This is a genomic window from Seohaeicola nanhaiensis (assembly GCF_042654245.1).
Classification (GTDB): Bacteria; Pseudomonadota; Alphaproteobacteria; order Rhodobacterales; family Rhodobacteraceae; genus Seohaeicola_A; species Seohaeicola_A nanhaiensis.
In genome coordinates this window covers 272,462-287,866 of the sequence record NZ_JBHSGI010000034.1, presented here as the reverse complement: position 1 = coordinate 287,866, position 15,405 = coordinate 272,462, and the positions used below count along the sequence as shown (strand labels likewise).

The window sequence follows — 15,405 nt, the reverse complement described above, 5'->3', positions numbered from 1 at the left end:
GATGCGCCTGCGATATTTCGCGCCCGCTCTGGCTCTGATGCCGTCCATGCTGGCCGCCGAGCAATTCACCTGCACCTTCGACAAGGGCTGCGGCACCTCGGATTGCGGGGCGGATGCGCCCTTCAGCGCCTCGCTGGCCCCTGCCCCGACCGGCTGGGTGCTGGTGATGAAAGACGAGACGCTGGGCACCTTCACCGAATTCGACAGCTCGGAGACCGCGCGGCATTTCGTGTCGAGCGACATCGACCCCGATGCCGGAGCCGCTGGCCTGCTCTCGATCTTCGCCAATGGCGCCGCCTTCCTGTCGCTGCATGGCAATTTCATGACTCCCTCGGCCCAGACGCATACCGGCCGCTGCACCCTGGAGACCAGCTGAATGGACCCGTTGAACGCGCTGATCGCCGTTTCGAATTACGTTCTGATCCCGGGTGTCGCCTATGGCAGCCAGCTGGCGCTGGGGGCGCTGGGGGTGACGCTGATCTATGGCATCCTGCGGTTCTCGAACTTCGCGCATGGCGACACGATGGCCTTTGGTGCGATGATCACGATCCTGGTGACCTGGTGGATGCAGTCCAAGGGCATTCACCTGGGTGTCATGCCCACCGCCCTGCTGGCCCTGCCCTTCGGGATCCTAGCCACAATGGCGCTGCTGCTGGCGACCGACCGGATGGTCTATCGCTTTTACCGGCAGCAGAAGGCCAAGCCGGTCATCCTGGTCATCGTCAGCCTGGGCGTGATGTTCATCATGAACGGCATCGTCCGCTTCGTGATCGGGCCGGACGACCAGCAATTCGCCGATGGCGAGCGGTTCATCATCTCGGCGCGGGACTTCAAGGCCTGGACAGGCCTCGAGGAAGGCCTGTCGATCCGCACCTCGCAGGGGATCACGGTGGTGACCACGGTGATCGCGGTGGCGCTGCTGTTCTGGTTCCTGAACAAGACGCGCACCGGCAAGTCGATGCGCGCCTATTCCGACAATGAGGATCTGGCGCTGCTATCCGGCATCAACCCCGAGCGGGTGGTGACCTATACCTGGCTGATCATCGCCGCGCTGACCACGGTGGCGGGCGTGCTTTACGGCCTCGACAAGACCTTCAAGCCCTTCACCTATTTCCAGCTGCTGCTGCCGATCTTCGCGGCGGCCATCGTTGGCGGGCTGGGCAACCCGCTGGGGGCCATCGCCGGCGGGTTCGTCATCGCCTTTTCGGAAGTGACGGTGACCTATGCCTGGAAGAAGGTGCTGGGCTATCTGGCGCCCGGCGGATGGGAGCCTGACAGCCTCGTCCAGCTGATGAGCACGGATTACAAGTTCGCGGTGTCCTTCGCGATCCTGCTGATCGTGCTGCTGTTCAAGCCCACCGGCCTGTTCAAGGGGAAATCGGTATGAACGACACCATCCGGAACGTCGGCCTTTTTGTCATCATGGCCGGGCTGATCGCGCTGGTCGGGGTTCAGCAGGGACTGAACTCGGCGCTGGTGATCCTGAACATGGGCCTGATTTCGGCCATCATGGCGATCGGGGTCAACCTGCAGTGGGGCTATGCCGGGCTGTTCAATGTCGGGATCATGGGTTTCGTCGCGCTGGGCGGGCTGGCGGCCGTGCTGGTCGGCATGCCGCCGGTGAAAGAGGCATGGTCGGCCGGGGGGCTTGGCATCCTCGCCGGGCTGGCGCTAGGCGCCGCCACCATCATCGGCGCGGTTCTGGTGATGAAGCGGATGGAGAAGGGGCTGAAGCGCAGCCTGATCGTCACGGTTGTGCTGGTGGCGGGGTTCTTCATTTTCCGCGCCGTGCTCGACCCGGCGGTCGAGGCGGTGGAGGCGATCAACCCGGCGCTGCAGGGCAACCTGGGCGGCATCAATCCGGGCGGCGAGAACTATCGCGACTACGGGCTGATCATGGTCCTGGCCTGGCTGTTCGGCGGCGTGCTGGCCGCGGGCGCGGCCTGGCTGATCGGCAAGACCGCGTTGGGGCTGCGGTCGGACTACCTCGCCATCGCGACGCTGGGGATTGCCGAGATCATCATCGCCGTTCTGAAGAACGAGGACTGGCTGAGCCGGGGCGTCAAGAACGTGGTCGGTATTCCGCGCCCGGTGCCCTACGAAATCGACCTGCAGGCCGATCCGGGCTTTGTCGCGTCGGCGGCCTCCTGGGGGTTCGATCCGGTCGAGGGGTCGACGGTCTATGTCAAGCTGCTCTATTTCTTCATGTTCCTCGTCGTGCTGCTGATCCTGCTGTGGATGGCGCAGATGGCGCTGAAAAGCCCCTGGGGCCGGATGGTGCGGGCGATCCGCGACAACGAGGTCGCGGCTGAGGCCATGGGCAAGGACGTGACCCGGCGGCACCTCCAGATCTTCGTGCTCGGCTCGGCGATCTGCGGGCTGGCGGGCGCGATGATGACCACGGTGGACAGCCAGCTGACACCGGGCACTTATCAGCCGCTGCGGTTTACCTTCCTGATCTGGGTGATGGTGATCGTCGGCGGGTCGGGCAACAACTTTGGCGCGGTGCTGGGCGGGTTCCTGATCTGGTATCTCTGGGTGCAGGTCGAACCCTGGGGGATCTGGCTGATGCAGCTGGTCACCTCGGGGATGCCCGAGGGCTATTGGCTGAAGACCCACCTGATGGGCAGCGCGGCGCATATGCGGCTGTTTACCATGGGGCTGGTCCTCCTGCTGGTGCTGCGATTCAGTCCAAGGGGCCTGATTCCCGAGAAGTAGTGCCGGCGTGCCATCAACGCTTGCGCCACGCTGGGAATGCGCGCAGTCTTGACCCGGATGGGGACATACAACCGGATCAGGATATGCAGGACGTGCCAGGGCCGCGCGCGCTGACTGCCGTCACCGCCGACATCATCGCTGCCACGACGATACCCGCTGTCTGGGAGATCTTCGCGGATGCGCTGAGCGCCTATGGGTTCGACAACATGATCTATGGCGCCACCCGGTTTCCCGAACGGGGGATCATCGGCGAGCCGCGCGATGCGCTGATCCTGCATCGCGGGCCGCGGGAATATGCGGATATCTACTTGGGAGAGGAGCTTTATCTGCATTCGCCGACCTATGACTGGGCCGAACGCAACAGCGGCTTTGTCAGCTGGCCCGAAGCGATCGTGCAATACGGCAAGCCGCCGAGCGCGCAGCAGATGCGGATTGCCCAGCTGAACCTGCAATTCGGCTTCAGCGCCGGTTTCGTGGGCAGTCTGAACGATGTGGTGCCGGGCATGAAAGGGGTGATCGGCTTCAGCCCCTCGAACGGCATGGATCAGGAGGCGGCAAATGCGCTTTGGGCACGGGTCGGGGCGGATATCGTTCTGCTCTGCAACCTGATGCACCTGCGGGTAGGCACCCTGCCCCGCACCGGCCTGCGCCGGCCGCTGACCACGCGCCAGCGCGAGTCGCTGGAGTGGTATTCGCTGGGCAAGACGACTCAGGACATCGCGACCATCATGGGTCTGTCCATTGCGACGGTAGAGAAACACCTGCGGATGGCGCGGGATTCGCTTGATGCCCAGACCACCGCCCATGCGGTGAAGAAGGCGGCCTCGCTGAACCTGCTGACGGCCTGAAACAAAAAGGCCCGGCGCTTGCCGGGCCCGTTGCAAAGGGATGCGCCGCGGGACGGCGGCGCAAGTCTCTTCAGGCGCCCCAGTGACGCACGACGCCGCAATCCATATGCACGAAATTCGAGCGGGAGTATTTGCCGACTCCACCGGCGCTGCAGGCCATGGCGGCGCGGGCCATCTGGCTGACCGAGCGCGAGGCAAGCCGCAGATCGGCGGCCTGGCCGCGCATGTGCAGCGAATTCTTGGCAACCCCGCGCGAGCGCGAGCGGAGCATCGCGTTGGTTTCGGGGCAGCGATAGCCCGAAAGCATCATGTAGGGTTCGTTGACATCCAGCAGGTTGTGCGCTGCGGCCATGATGTCGATCGTGCGCGGGTCGATCGTCTTCGTCTGGTCGGTCCGCCAGTCGCGCATGAAATGCGTGATCTCGTTCAGCGATTCCTTGATGTATTGGCCATCGACCCAATAGACCATGTCCAGACGTTCGCCCGTGCGGCCGGAATACATCCGGACCTTTCGGACATCGCCGCCGCCCCGAAGGAACCCGGCTGCCTTTGAAAACGTTGGTGCTGCGGATACTGCTGTTGCTGCGAATACGCCCAGTAGGGCACGCCGGGAAAGACCCGGATTATTGCTGTCCATCATGCTGCGTCGTCCCGTACGCTGGTGTTTTATCCTGCCCAGGCGCGATGTTACGCGCCAGTTCGGTTCATCCATCCCCACAGATGTGCACAGTTTATGGCACGGCGAGAATCCTGCGCCAACAGCGGAATCGTCCGAGTTTTAGACACGCCCAAGTTTCGGCAAATTCTTGCGCATGAGCGCAAATTTGTCACACTGTGGCCGTTTCGCCTGCCACAGATCGCCCTGCCGCAACTAATCCCGGATCTGGCGGAATAGTGAGTGGACACCATCCCGTGATTTCCTAACTTTTCTGTTAAGGGACATGTGATATAGACCAACTACCAGATTTAGAGGGCACAACAGAATGTTCGTGAAGATGCGATGGACCGCCACCCATACTTGCGCCGTGATCGCGCTTGCGGCGATGAGCTTTGGTGTGCCCACCACGCCCGCAAAGGCGCAGGTGACCGCCTATAAACAGGCAGTCGCCGAAGCGGCCGCGCAGGACGACGAGGTTGCCGCCTTTTATCGCCAGGCGAATTACGCACCGCTCTGGACCGGCGAGGGCGAGGTTTTCACCGCCCGCCGCGCTGCGTTGATGGCCGCCCTCGCCGATGTCGACAAGCATGGTCTGCCGGCCTCGCGCTACGATGCCGCCGGGCTGCTGAACAAGATGAAGGCGGCACATACGACGCGCGATATCGGCATGGTCGAGGTCGCGCTGTCGCTGGCCTTCCTGCATTACGCGCATGACATCTCTTCGGGCATTCTGGTTCCCTCGCAGATCGATGCCGGAATCCTGCGCGAAGTGCCGCGCCGGGATGGCACCGAGTTGCTGAAGGGCCTGTCGACAAACAACCCGCGCGCCTATTTCGCCAGCCTCGCGCCGCACAACCCGGAATACCGCGAGCTGATGAAGGAGAAGATCCGCTTCGAGCGTCTGATCGCCGCGGGCGGCTGGGGCCCGACCGTTCCCGCCAACAGCCTGAAGCCGGGCGACAGCGGCGACGCGGTGGTGGCGATGCGCAACCGCCTGATCGCGATGGGATACATGGAGCGCAGCGTGTCGCGCGACTATGACGCGGCGCTGGAAGAAGCGGTGCGCGTGTTCCAGCACGCCCATGGCCTGCTCGAGGATGGTGTGGCCGGGGCCGGAACGGTGGACGAGATCAACATCTCGGCCGATGACCGGCTGAAATCCATCGTCGTCGCGCTGGAGCGCGAGCGCTGGATGAACATCCCGCGCGGCAAGCGCCATATCCTGGTGAACATGACCGATTTCACCGCCAAGATCATCGATGACGGCCGGGTGACCTTCGAGACCCGTTCGGTGATCGGCATGGATCAGGGCGACCGACGCAGTCCGGAATTCTCGGACGAGATGGAGCACATGATCATCAACCCGAGCTGGCATGTGCCGCGCTCTATCATCGTCAAGGAATATCTGCCGCAACTGCAGAACAATCCGAACGCCGCACGGCATCTGATCATCACCGACAGCCGGGGCCGCCGGGTGGACCGCGCGAACATGGATTTCACCCAGTTCAGCACGCGCAACTTCCCCTTCGACATGCGCCAGGCACCGGGCGACGCCAACGCGCTGGGCAAGGTGAAGTTCATGTTCCCCAACGCGAACAACATCTATCTGCACGACACGCCGGCAAAGAACCTGTTCTCGCGCGAGGTGCGCGCCTATTCGCACGGCTGTATCCGTCTGGCCGACCCGTTCGACTTTGCCTATGCGCTGCTGGCGGTCCAGACCGAGGATCCGCAGAGCTTTTTCCAGAACATCCTGAAATCGGGACGCGAGACCAAGGTCGATCTGGAACAGCACGTGCCGGTGCATCTGATCTATCGCACCGCCGAGATCGACGCACGCGGGCGCACCGAGTTCCGCCGCGACGTCTATGGCCGCGACGGCAAGATCTGGGATGCGCTGCAACGCGCCGGGGTGGCGCTGCCTTCGGTTCAGGGCTAAGTCTGCGGCCCGAAGCGACAAGCAGAGGGCCGCTTGCATGACGTATTCTGTTCAGGACATCGCGGACGCCATCGGGGCTGAAGCAGTTGGCGACGTGGCGTTGCGGATTGAGCGCGCCGCCGAGCCCGCGACCGCGGACGCCGACGATCTGGCCATGGCGATGGTCGCGCGCTTTCAGGCGGATATTCCCAAGGGCAAGGCACGGGTTGCCCTGCTCTCGCCCGGCGCAGACTGGCAGGCGCTGGGGCTGAAAGCGGCGATCTTCGCGCCGCGCGGGCGGCTGGCGATGTCCGGCGTGACCGCGCTGCTGGACCCCGGTCAGGGGTTCACGTCCGGCATTCATCCTTCCGCCGTCATCGACCCCACCGCCGAAATTGGCGAGGGCGTGTCGGTCGGTGCGCTGACGGTCATCGGCCCTCGCGCGCGGATTGGCGCGGGATCGGTGATCGGGCCGCATTGCGCAATCGGGGCGGATGTGAGCCTGGGCGAGAAGGCCCTGCTGCGCGAGATGGTCAGCATCGGCGCGCGCGCCACCATCGGCGCGCGTTTCGTCGCGCAGCCGGGCGTGCGGATCGGCGGAGACGGGTTCTCCTTTGTCACGCCCGAGATCTCGGGTGTCGAGATGGCCCGCGCCACGCTGGGCGACCAAGGCGAGACCAAACCGCAGGCCTGGCTGCGGATCCATTCGCTGGGCGCGGTCACCATCGGCGACGATGTCGAGATCGGTGCCAATACCACCGTCGACAACGGGACCATCCGCGACACCTTCATCGGCGCGGGCACCAAGATCGACAGTCTGGTTCAGGTCGGCCACAACGTGCGCATCGGAACCGACTGTCTGGTCTGCGCGCAGGCCGGCATCGCGGGGTCCTCGGTCATCGGCAACAACGTGGTGCTGGGTGGTCAGACCGGGGTTGGCGACAATCTGATGGTGGGTGACAGGGTGATTGCCGCCGGAGCCACCAAGATCCTGTCGAACGTCCCCGAGGGGCGTGTGATGATGGGTTACCCGGCGGTCAAGATGGATGCCTTTACAGAGGCTTACAAGGTGATCCGCCGCCTGCCCCGCCTTGCCCGCGACATTGCGGCGCTGAAAAAGGCAGTTTTCAAAGACGAGGGGACCGAGTAATGGAGCGGCGAGCCAGCAGAGGATGGAGGCGGAATTGAGCATCCAGGACCGGGTCATCGCGATCATCGCCGAACAGGCCGTGCTTGACCCTGCTGACGTGACCCCGGACAGCACGCTCGAGGAGCTGGGCATTTCCAGCCTGGGGCTGGTCGAAAGCATCTTCGCCATCGAGGAAGAGTTCGACATCTCCATTCCCTTCAACGCGAACGAGCCCGGATCGGGCGATTTCGACATTTCCAGCGTTGCCGCGATTGTCAGCGGCATCGAAAGTCTGGTCGCCCGGAAGGGCTGATCGATGGGACCGTTGCCATGAAACGGGTGGTCATCACCGGCGCCGGAACGATCAACGCGCTGGGTCATTCGGTGCCGGAAACGCTGGAGGCGATGCGCGAGGGGCGCTGCGGGATCGGCGATCTGGAGTTTCGCGATGTCGAGCGTCTGGCCATCCGCATCGGCGGTCAGGTCCGCGGCTTCGAGGCCGAGGGCCGCTTCAACCGCCAGCAGATGACGCTCTACGACCGGTTCACCCAGTTCACGCTGGCGGCGGCGCAGGAGGCCATTGCCCAGTCGGGGCTGGAGTTCCAGGGCGATGTCGCGGCCCGGTCGGGCGTGGTGCTGGGCACCGCCGGCGGCGGTGTGTCGACCTGGGACGACAACTACCGGGCGGTCTACGAGGAAGGCAAGAACCGGGTCCATCCCTTCGTGGTCCCGAAGCTGATGAACAACGCGGCGGCCAGCCACGTGTCGATGGAATATAACCTCAAGGGGCCGTCCTTCACCGTCTCGACCGCCTGTGCCTCGTCCAACCATGCGATGGCGCAGGCCTTCGCGATGGTGCGTTCGGGCATGGCGCCGGCGATGGTGACCGGCGGGTCGGAGTCGATGCTGTGCTTTGGCGGGGTCAAGGCCTGGGAGGGCCTGCGGGTGATGTCCAAGGACGCCTGCCGCCCCTTCTCGCTCAACCGCAACGGCATGGTGCAGGGCGAAGGCGCCGGGATCTTCGTCTTCGAGGAATACGAGCACGCCCGCGCGCGCGGCGCCGAGATCCTCTGCGAGGTGATCGGCTATGCCATGTCCTCGGACGCGGCCGATATCGTGATGCCCTCGAAGCAGGGCGCGGCGCGGGCGATGGCCGGCGCGCTGGCCGATGCGCGGATCGACCGGAGCGAGGTCGGTTATATCAATGCCCATGGCACCGGCACCACCGCCAACGACAAGACCGAATGCGCGGCGGTGGCCGATGTCTTCGGGCCGCAGGCGGACAAGCTGATGATCTCTTCGACCAAGTCGATGCACGGACACCTGATCGGCGGCACCGGCGCGGTCGAGCTGCTGGCCTGCATCATGGCGCTGCGCGACGGTGTGATCGCGCCCACCATCGGATACGAGGAACCCGACCCGGAGTGCGCGCTGGACGTGGTGCCGAATACGGCGCGCGAGGCGAAGGTCGATATCGCGATCAGCAACGCCTTTGCCTTTGGCGGTCTGAATGCGGTGATTGCGCTGCGCCGGGTCTGATCGCAAGCAAATGGCCCGGGCGGGGTGCCCGGGCCATGCATCCAAACCGTGAGCGCTTACCTCTCGACCACGTCCACGACGTTGTAGCCGGCGGTGAAGCCCTTGAGCGACATCTCGACGGTCACCACCGTGTCGGGCGCGGGTGCCGGGCGCAGCGAGATCGTGGCGATCTTGCCCTTCTTGAAGGCGGCGATGTCAGCCTCGGTCAGACCGATCTGCGCGACGCAGCCGATGGGGTTGCAGAACGAGTAGTTATAGCGCTTGCCCGGCGCGCCATCGATCGAGATCGTCAGCTGGGCGGGAAGCAGCGTTTCGAGCGGGACGATGATGGTGGCCCCGGCGACGGCCTGGGTGCCGTTGGCGATGCGGAACAGCGAAAACTCGGCCATCGGCGTGTTTTCCTTGTCGTGCAGCACCTGCAGCAGCGAACAGGGGTCCTTTTCCTGGTCGGTCTTTACGCAGGCCAGATCCCAGTCGTCGAATTTCTCCTTGGAATAGCGCTGACCGAGCTCCGGGCCCTCCGTGACGTCCTTGCCAAGGTCGAGCTGGCCTTCGCCGGTGGTCGCGGCAGGGGCTTCGGAGGTCGCGGCGGGCGCTTGGGTCGTGGGCGCCTCGGCCTCGGGTTTGGTCTCGGCGGTGCTGCCGGTTGTCGCCGTCTGGGCCTGCACGGCGCCGCTCAGCGCCAGCAGCGCCACGGTGGACAGGGAGCAAATCGTTCTGAACATGGATATCCTGTTTGCTTATTGGTTTTGCGGTTGCTCTAACACAGGCTGCCGCGCAAGTCAGGTCTTATACGGTTTGGAGCAGGGGATTTCTGCCGACGTCGATGCCGCATAACCCAAATGAACAAGGGGACCCGTTAAGGTCCCCTCGAAGTCGTTTCTCCCCGTCGGACTGGCCGACTTAGTTATTCCCGTCAGGTTACGCAAAGCAAATTGACGGGTCAACAGCCATCACTAAAAAAACGTGAGGCCTGACCGAGATTTGAATGATCAGGAGCGCCGCGCAAAAAAGCCGCGCCCGAGGGCGCGGCCAGTCTGACAGGGAGGAAATCCGCAGGACAGGGCACGGCCCTGCCCCACGGACAGAAAGCACTATCGCAGCCAAAGGTTAAATTAGTATGCTGCCTCGGAAGTAAATCCGGGGCAAAGGAACGGGGTATATGGACGGCAAGGTCTTCATCGGGGGCGGCGGACCGGATTACGGGGAAAAACAAGGCCTTATGCTGGGTTACGCCAACCGCCACGGGCTGATTGCCGGGGCCACCGGGACGGGCAAGACGGTTACGCTTCAGATTTTGGCCGAAGGGTTCAGCGCCGCTGGCGTCCCGGTCTTCCTGGCGGATGTGAAAGGCGATCTGTCGGGCATCGCCAAGGCCGGATCGGCGCAGAGCAAGCTGCACGAGGCCTTCACGACGCGGGCTGCGAAGATCGGATTCGACGATTATCAATATGCCGCTTTTCCGGTCGCTTTTTGGGATCTCTTCGGGAAACAGGGCCATCCCGTGCGCACTACGGTCGCTGAAATGGGGCCACTGCTGCTGTCGCGGCTGCTGGAACTGACCGAGGCGCAGGAGGGAATTCTGAACGTCGCCTTCCGCGTGGCCGACGAGGAAGGGCTGCCCCTGCTGGATCTGAAGGATCTTCAGGCGCTTCTGGTCTGGATCGGCGAGAACCGCGCGGCGCTGTCGTTGCGGTTCGGCAATGTGGCGGTGGCCTCGGTCGGGGCGATCCAGCGGCGGCTGCTGGTGCTGGACAACCAGGGCGGCACCGCGTTCTTCGGGGAACCGGCACTGGCGCTGAGCGATCTGATGCGCTGCGACGCGGGAGGGCGCGGCATCGTCAATGTGCTGGCCGCCGACACGTTGATGGCCTCGCCGCGCCTATATTCGACCTTCCTGCTGTGGCTGCTGTCGGAACTCTTCGAGGAACTGCCCGAGGTCGGCGACCCCGAGAAGCCGAAACTGGTCTTCTTCTTCGACGAGGCGCATCTGCTGTTCGACGGTGCACCAAAGGCGCTGGTCGACAAGGTGGAACAGGTGGCGCGGCTGATCCGGTCCAAGGGCGTCGGCGTCTATTTCTGCACCCAAAACCCGGCGGACGTGCCCGAAGACATCCTCGGCCAGTTGGGCAACCGCGTGCAGCATGCCCTGCGCGCCTTCACCGCGAAGGATCGCAAGGATCTGCGGCTCGCGGCAGAGACCTATCGCGACAACCCGCGCTTTTCGACCGAAGAGGCGATCCGCGAGGTCGGGACCGGCGAGGCGGTGACCTCCATGCTGGAGAAGAAGGGGATCCCCGGCATGGTCGAGCGCACGCTGATCCGGCCCCCCTCCTCGCAGCTGGGGCCAATCGACCCGGCGGAACGGGCGGCGCTGATGAAGGCGTCGGCACTGGCGGGCAAATACGACAAAACGCTCGACCGGGAGTCGGCCTACGAAATCCTGGCGCAGCGGGCCGACAGCGCCGCGCGCGAGGCGGCCGAGGCCGAGGAAGCCGCCGAGGCACAGGAGGCCGCGGCGCGGGAATACAACGCCGGCCGCCGCTATTCGGGCGGCCGGGTCACGCGGTCCACCTCGCGGCGGTCGCCCAAGGCGCCCGACACCTTCGGCAGCGCCATGACCGAGGCGGTCATCAAGGAGCTGAAAGGCACCACCGGGCGGCGCATCGTGCGGGGGATCCTCGGCGGGCTGTTCAAGGGGCGCTGAGACGCGCCCCCTTCGGGCTCAGCGCCATTCCTCGCGGCGCGTCACCGCCGCCTGACGCAGGCTGGCGTTGTCGACCCCCACGGCGATGAACTGGCCGCCCGCCTCTGCCACCTCGCGGCAGAAGGACATGTCGAGCGACAGGAACCCCGGCGGCTGTCCGGCGGCGCGAATGCGCTTGATGGCGTCCACCACGGCCTTGCGCACCTCGGGGTGCGAGCTTTCGCCGGGATAGCCCATCGACGCGGCCAGATCGGCGGGGCCGATGAAGATGCCGTCCACGCCATCGACGGCGGCAATCGCCTCGATCTGGTCCAGCGCCGCCACGGTTTCGACCTGCACCAGCAGGCAGATCTCCTCGCTGGCGCGCTTGGCGTAATCCTTGACCGTGCCGTAGCGGCTGGCGCGGGTCGCCCCGGCCACGCCGCGCACGCCGCGCGGCGGATAGTGCATCGCCGCCACCGCGCGTTCGGCTTCCTCGGCGTTCTGGACGTAGGGCACGAGGACCGTCTGCGCGCCGCAGTCGAGGATCTTCTTGATCTCGACGGTATCGTTCCAGGCCGGGCGGACGATGCAGGACACCGGATAGGGCGCCGCCGCCTGCATCAGCGGCAGGGTGTCGGTGCCGCCCATGGGCGCGTGTTCGGTGTCGAGCAGAAGCCAGTCATAGCCGCAATTTGCCAGCATCTCGACCGTGGCGCTGTCGCGGATCGAGCACCAGTAGCCGATCTGCCGCCGGCCCTCCTTGAGTGCGGCCTTGAAGGCATTCTTGGGCAGGTCCATCGCAGTCTCCTTCTTGCGGTCTGGCGCGGCGGGCGTCGTTGCGGCCCGCCGCGCCAGTGATACACGTGCCGGCGCGGGGCGCAGCAGAAATTGTGGCTCTGGCCCGGTTCAGGCGGCGCCGGTCCATTCCGCAACCGTGGCGCGCGCGCCCTGTCCGGCCAGCCGGACATAGGCGTCGGTCACGCCCGCGCGCAGCCGGGTGTCGGCGGCCAGCGCGGGGTCGAAGACCTGCGTCACGCCCAGCAGCGCGGCGACCTTGCCCTCGGGCGTATCCGCGCTGCCGGAGGCCGCGCGCAGCGCGCCCGCCAGCGGATCGCGCACGTCGATCGGCGCGCCGGTCTCGTCAATGCCGCCGACATAGCGCATCCAGGCCGCGACCACGAGGCAGAGACCGGTCGGCACCCGGCCCGCCGCCAGCGCGTCGCGGACCGTGCCCAGAATGCGCTGCGGCAGCTTCTGGCTGCCGTCCATCGCGATCTGCCAGGTGCGGTGGCGGATCCCGGGGTTGCGGTAGCGGTCGAGCAGCGCGGCGCAATAGGCCGCGAGATCCTCGCCCTCGGGCCGGGGCACCGTGGGCAGGATCTCGTCGTGCCACAGCTTGTGGCACAGCGCGGCATAGGCCGGATCCGCCACGGTTTCGGCGATGGTCTGATATCCGGCGAGATAGCCGAGATAGGCCAGCGCGGAATGGGTGCCGTTCAAGCAGCGCAGCTTCATCGTCTCATGCGCCTCGACATCCCGCACGAATTGCGCGCCCGCAACCTCCCAGGCCGGGCGGCCATCGGCGAAATCGTCCTCGATCACCCATTGACGGAAGGGTTCGTGCATCACGCAGGCGGGGTCGAGATAGCCCTCGGCCTGTGCCAGCGCGTCGATATCGGCCTCGGTGGTCGCGGGCGTGATCCGGTCGACCATCGTCGCCGGAAAGGGCACATGGGCTGCGATCCAGGCGGCGAGATCCGGATCGATGGCGCGGGCGAAGTCGATGACGATGCCCTGCGCGAGGTGCCCGTTGGACGGCAGGTTGTCGCAGGTCAGCACGGTGAAGGGCGGCATCCCCGCCGCCCTGCGCCGCGCCAGAGCCGCGACAAGGAAACCGGGGGCCGATTGCGGCAAGTCCGGATGGGCCAGGTCGTGGACGATCTCGGGATGGCTGCGGTTCAGCCGCCCGGTGGCGGGCTCGTGGCAATAACCCTTCTCGGTGATCGTCAGCGAGACGATCTTCACACCCGGATCGGCCATTGCGGCGATGACCGCCCCGGGGTCTTCGGGCGCGACCAGCACGCCGGTCACCGACTCGACGATGCGGGCGTTGCGGCCCTGCGGCCCCAGTTCCACGGCGGTGAAGGCGCCCTCCTGCGGGCCAAGCTGGTCGCGCGCCGTCGGGCTTTTCAGGCTGACGGCGAGGATGCCCCAGTCGCCGCCGCGCGCCGCCATGGCGTCGGCGGTATAGATCGCCTGAAACGCCCGGAAGAAGGCGCCGGGGCCCAGGTGCACCATGCCGGTTTTCGGTTTGGGCGTTCGCCGCGTCAGTCTATCGGGCAAGCCAGCCTCCATCGACGTTGAGAATGGCGCCGGTCACGTAATTCGCGGCCGGCGCGCAGAGAAAGGTCACCGCGCCGGCGATGTCGTTCGGCTCGCCCCAGCGTCCGGCCGGGATGCGCCCGAGAATGTCGGCCGAGCGCGCGGGATCCGCGCGCAGGGCCTCGGTGTTGTTGGTGGCGATGTAGCCGGGGGCGACGGCGTTCACGTTGATGCCGCTCGCCGCCCATTCGTTGGCGAGGATCTTCGTCAGACCTGCGACCCCGTGTTTGGACGCGGTATAGGCCGGGACGCGGATGCCGCCCTGAAAGCTGAGCAACGAGGCGATGTTGACAATCCGCCCGCCCTGCCCGCGCGCGATGGCGGCCTTCGCAAAGGCTTGGCAGAGCAGGAAGACGGCTTTGAGGTTCACGTCCATCACGTCGTCCCAGTCGGCCTCGGAATAATCGACCGTGTCCGCCCGGCGGATGATCCCGGCATTGTTGACCAGGATGTCGAGGTCGCCGAAGTCCCCCAGCCGGGCCGCAGCGGCCGCGGGGTCGGCCAGATCCAGCGTCACCGCCTCGGCGCTGCCGCCCTGTTTCGCGATCCGCGCGACCGTCTCGTCGCAGGAAGAGCGGCCGGCGGCCAGCACATGCGCGCCCGCCTCGGCCAGACCGAGGGCGATGGCCTGCCCGATGCCGGTGTTGGCCCCCGTCACCAGCGCGCGTTTTCCGTCCAGCCGGAAAATGCTCACCGCAGGGTCTCCATCGCGACCATGTCCATGTCGGTGAAGTCGATGTTGTCCCCCGCCATTGCCCAGCAGAAGGCATAGGCGCCCGTTCCCGCCCCGGCATGGATCGACCAGGGCGGCGAGATCACCGCCTGTTCATTGGCCATGACGATGTGGCGCGTCTCGGTCGGCTGGCCCATCAGGTGAAACACGCGGGTCTCCGGCGCCATGTCGAAGTAGAGATAGGCCTCCATCCGCCGGTCATGGGTATGGGCCGGCATGGTGTTCCAGACCGAGCCTTCCTTGAACCGGGTATAGCCCATCACCAGCTGGCAGGTCTCGACCACCTCTGGGTGCAGGAATTGCAGGATCACCCGCTCATTTGCGGTGGCCCTCGCGCCCAGCTCGACCCGGCGGGCCATGGAGGCGGTGACCAGCGTCGTTGCGCAGGTGCGGTGCGCCGGGGCGGAGAGGATATAGAACCGCCCTGCCCCGGAAAAGGTCACCGGCCCGGCGCCCATGCCGATATAGAGGATCTCGCCGGGACCAACCGCATGGGTCTGGCCCGCGACCGAGATCTGGCCCGTCTCGCCGATGTTCAGGACGCCCATCTCGCGGCGATCCAGAACTGAAGGCGTGCCGGTTTCGGCCACGCGATCCAGCACGAGCGATCCGCCCTTCGGCACGGCGCTGCCCAGGATCAGCCGGTCGTAATGCGAATAGACCAGCGAGATCTGTCCCGGCGTGAACAGCCCGCCCACGTGGAAATGATCCCGCAGCCCTTGCGTATCGAGCGATCGGGCCGACACCGGATCGAGGGCATAGCGGGTTTCGACATGGGTCACGCGGGTCTC

15 protein-coding genes are annotated in these 15,405 nt (G+C 65.7%); 9 read left to right on the top strand and 6 right to left on the bottom strand.

Annotation, left to right across the window (positions count from 1 at the left end):
- Position 1 precedes the first annotated feature (1 nt).
- The 4 genes from ACFO5X_RS25375 (at position 2) to ACFO5X_RS25360 (ending at position 3,566) form a co-directional block, all read left to right on the top strand.
- A complete protein-coding gene (locus tag ACFO5X_RS25375; RefSeq protein ID WP_380722925.1) occupies positions 2-376 on the top strand; it encodes a hypothetical protein in 375 nt (124 codons plus the stop codon).
- Positions 377-1,387: a branched-chain amino acid ABC transporter permease gene (locus tag ACFO5X_RS25370; RefSeq protein ID WP_380722921.1), complete on the top strand. Its 1,011-nt coding sequence runs from the start codon at positions 377-379 to the stop codon at positions 1,385-1,387.
- Positions 1,384-2,718 carry a branched-chain amino acid ABC transporter permease gene (locus ACFO5X_RS25365; protein WP_380722918.1) on the top strand — a complete coding sequence of 445 codons (1,335 nt, stop codon included), beginning with the start codon at positions 1,384-1,386 and terminating at the stop codon, positions 2,716-2,718. Before ACFO5X_RS25370 ends, ACFO5X_RS25365 begins: the two co-directional genes overlap by 4 nt.
- Before the next feature lie 83 nt (positions 2,719-2,801).
- A complete protein-coding gene (locus ACFO5X_RS25360; protein WP_380722916.1) occupies positions 2,802-3,566 on the top strand; it encodes a helix-turn-helix transcriptional regulator in 765 nt (254 codons plus the stop codon).
- A 70-nt stretch (positions 3,567-3,636) separates the two neighbouring features.
- On the opposite strand, the gene ACFO5X_RS25355 is transcribed toward ACFO5X_RS25360, so the two are convergent.
- Positions 3,637-4,206: a peptidoglycan L,D-endopeptidase MepK gene (locus ACFO5X_RS25355; protein WP_380722914.1), complete on the bottom strand. Its 570-nt coding sequence runs from the start codon at positions 4,204-4,206 to the stop codon at positions 3,637-3,639.
- A 343-nt stretch (positions 4,207-4,549) separates the two neighbouring features.
- On the opposite strand from ACFO5X_RS25355, the gene ACFO5X_RS25350 reads away from it, so the two are divergent.
- The 4 genes from ACFO5X_RS25350 to ACFO5X_RS25335 are packed head-to-tail and all read left to right on the top strand — an operon-like array spanning position 4,550 to position 8,810.
- Entirely contained in the window at positions 4,550-6,163 is a 1,614-nt protein-coding gene (locus ACFO5X_RS25350; protein WP_380722910.1) for a L,D-transpeptidase family protein, read from the top strand.
- A 37-nt stretch (positions 6,164-6,200) separates the two neighbouring features.
- Positions 6,201-7,292, top strand: a complete 1,092-nt coding sequence (lpxD, locus tag ACFO5X_RS25345) for a UDP-3-O-(3-hydroxymyristoyl)glucosamine N-acyltransferase (RefSeq protein WP_380722908.1) — start codon at positions 6,201-6,203, stop codon at positions 7,290-7,292.
- 34 nt (positions 7,293-7,326) lie between these two features.
- A complete protein-coding gene (locus ACFO5X_RS25340) occupies positions 7,327-7,584 on the top strand; it encodes an acyl carrier protein (protein WP_380722906.1) in 258 nt (85 codons plus the stop codon).
- 17 nt (positions 7,585-7,601) lie between these two features.
- Positions 7,602-8,810 (top strand): beta-ketoacyl-[acyl-carrier-protein] synthase family protein, encoded by a 1,209-nt coding sequence (locus ACFO5X_RS25335; protein ID WP_380722904.1) that lies wholly within the window; start codon positions 7,602-7,604, stop codon positions 8,808-8,810.
- Between the two features lie 56 nt (positions 8,811-8,866).
- On the opposite strand, the gene ACFO5X_RS25330 is transcribed toward ACFO5X_RS25335, so the two are convergent.
- Entirely contained in the window at positions 8,867-9,535 is a 669-nt protein-coding gene (locus tag ACFO5X_RS25330) for an invasion associated locus B family protein (RefSeq protein WP_380722902.1), read from the bottom strand.
- A gap of 437 nt (positions 9,536-9,972) precedes the next feature.
- Between ACFO5X_RS25330 and ACFO5X_RS25325 the strand changes: the two genes are divergently transcribed.
- On the top strand, positions 9,973-11,517 hold the full coding sequence (locus ACFO5X_RS25325; protein ID WP_380722900.1) for a helicase HerA-like domain-containing protein: 1,545 nt from the start codon (positions 9,973-9,975) through the stop codon (positions 11,515-11,517).
- A gap of 18 nt (positions 11,518-11,535) precedes the next feature.
- Here ACFO5X_RS25325 and ACFO5X_RS25320 read toward each other — a convergent pair whose 3' ends face one another.
- The 4 genes from ACFO5X_RS25320 to kduI all read right to left on the bottom strand — a co-directional run bounded on the left by ACFO5X_RS25320 (position 11,536) and on the right by kduI (position 15,396).
- Complete coding sequence (locus ACFO5X_RS25320) at positions 11,536-12,297, bottom strand: HpcH/HpaI aldolase family protein (RefSeq protein ID WP_380722898.1); 762 nt, start codon at positions 12,295-12,297, stop codon at positions 11,536-11,538.
- 108 nt (positions 12,298-12,405) lie between these two features.
- A complete protein-coding gene (locus ACFO5X_RS25315) occupies positions 12,406-13,854 on the bottom strand; it encodes a mannitol dehydrogenase family protein (protein ID WP_380722896.1) in 1,449 nt (482 codons plus the stop codon).
- Positions 13,832-14,575, bottom strand: a complete 744-nt coding sequence (gene kduD / locus ACFO5X_RS25310) for a 2-dehydro-3-deoxy-D-gluconate 5-dehydrogenase KduD (protein WP_380722894.1) — start codon at positions 14,573-14,575, stop codon at positions 13,832-13,834. The genes ACFO5X_RS25315 and kduD overlap by 23 nt, the downstream gene beginning before the upstream one ends.
- A complete protein-coding gene (kduI, locus tag ACFO5X_RS25305) occupies positions 14,572-15,396 on the bottom strand; it encodes a 5-dehydro-4-deoxy-D-glucuronate isomerase (protein ID WP_380722892.1) in 825 nt (274 codons plus the stop codon). The genes kduD and kduI overlap by 4 nt, the downstream gene beginning before the upstream one ends.
- Positions 15,397-15,405: the final 9 nt, after the last annotated feature.

Bases quoted from the DNA above. Each gene is read 5' to 3' on its own strand.
- ACFO5X_RS25375 (WP_380722925.1), top strand. From the start codon at position 2: ATGCGCCTGCGATATTTCGCGCCCGCTCTGGCTCTGATGCCGTCCATG.
- ACFO5X_RS25370 (WP_380722921.1), top strand. From the start codon at position 377: ATGGACCCGTTGAACGCGCTGATCGCCGTTTCGAATTACGTTCTGATC.
- ACFO5X_RS25365 (WP_380722918.1), top strand. From the start codon at position 1,384: ATGAACGACACCATCCGGAACGTCGGCCTTTTTGTCATCATGGCCGGG.
- ACFO5X_RS25360 (WP_380722916.1), top strand. From the start codon at position 2,802: ATGCAGGACGTGCCAGGGCCGCGCGCGCTGACTGCCGTCACCGCCGAC.
- ACFO5X_RS25355 (WP_380722914.1), bottom strand. From the start codon at position 4,206: ATGATGGACAGCAATAATCCGGGTCTTTCCCGGCGTGCCCTACTGGGC.
- ACFO5X_RS25350 (WP_380722910.1), top strand. From the start codon at position 4,550: ATGTTCGTGAAGATGCGATGGACCGCCACCCATACTTGCGCCGTGATC.
- lpxD (WP_380722908.1), top strand. From the start codon at position 6,201: ATGACGTATTCTGTTCAGGACATCGCGGACGCCATCGGGGCTGAAGCA.
- ACFO5X_RS25335 (WP_380722904.1), top strand. From the start codon at position 7,602: ATGAAACGGGTGGTCATCACCGGCGCCGGAACGATCAACGCGCTGGGT.
- ACFO5X_RS25330 (WP_380722902.1), bottom strand. From the start codon at position 9,535: ATGTTCAGAACGATTTGCTCCCTGTCCACCGTGGCGCTGCTGGCGCTG.
- ACFO5X_RS25325 (WP_380722900.1), top strand. From the start codon at position 9,973: ATGGACGGCAAGGTCTTCATCGGGGGCGGCGGACCGGATTACGGGGAA.
- ACFO5X_RS25320 (WP_380722898.1), bottom strand. From the start codon at position 12,297: ATGGACCTGCCCAAGAATGCCTTCAAGGCCGCACTCAAGGAGGGCCGG.
- ACFO5X_RS25315 (WP_380722896.1), bottom strand. From the start codon at position 13,854: ATGGAGGCTGGCTTGCCCGATAGACTGACGCGGCGAACGCCCAAACCG.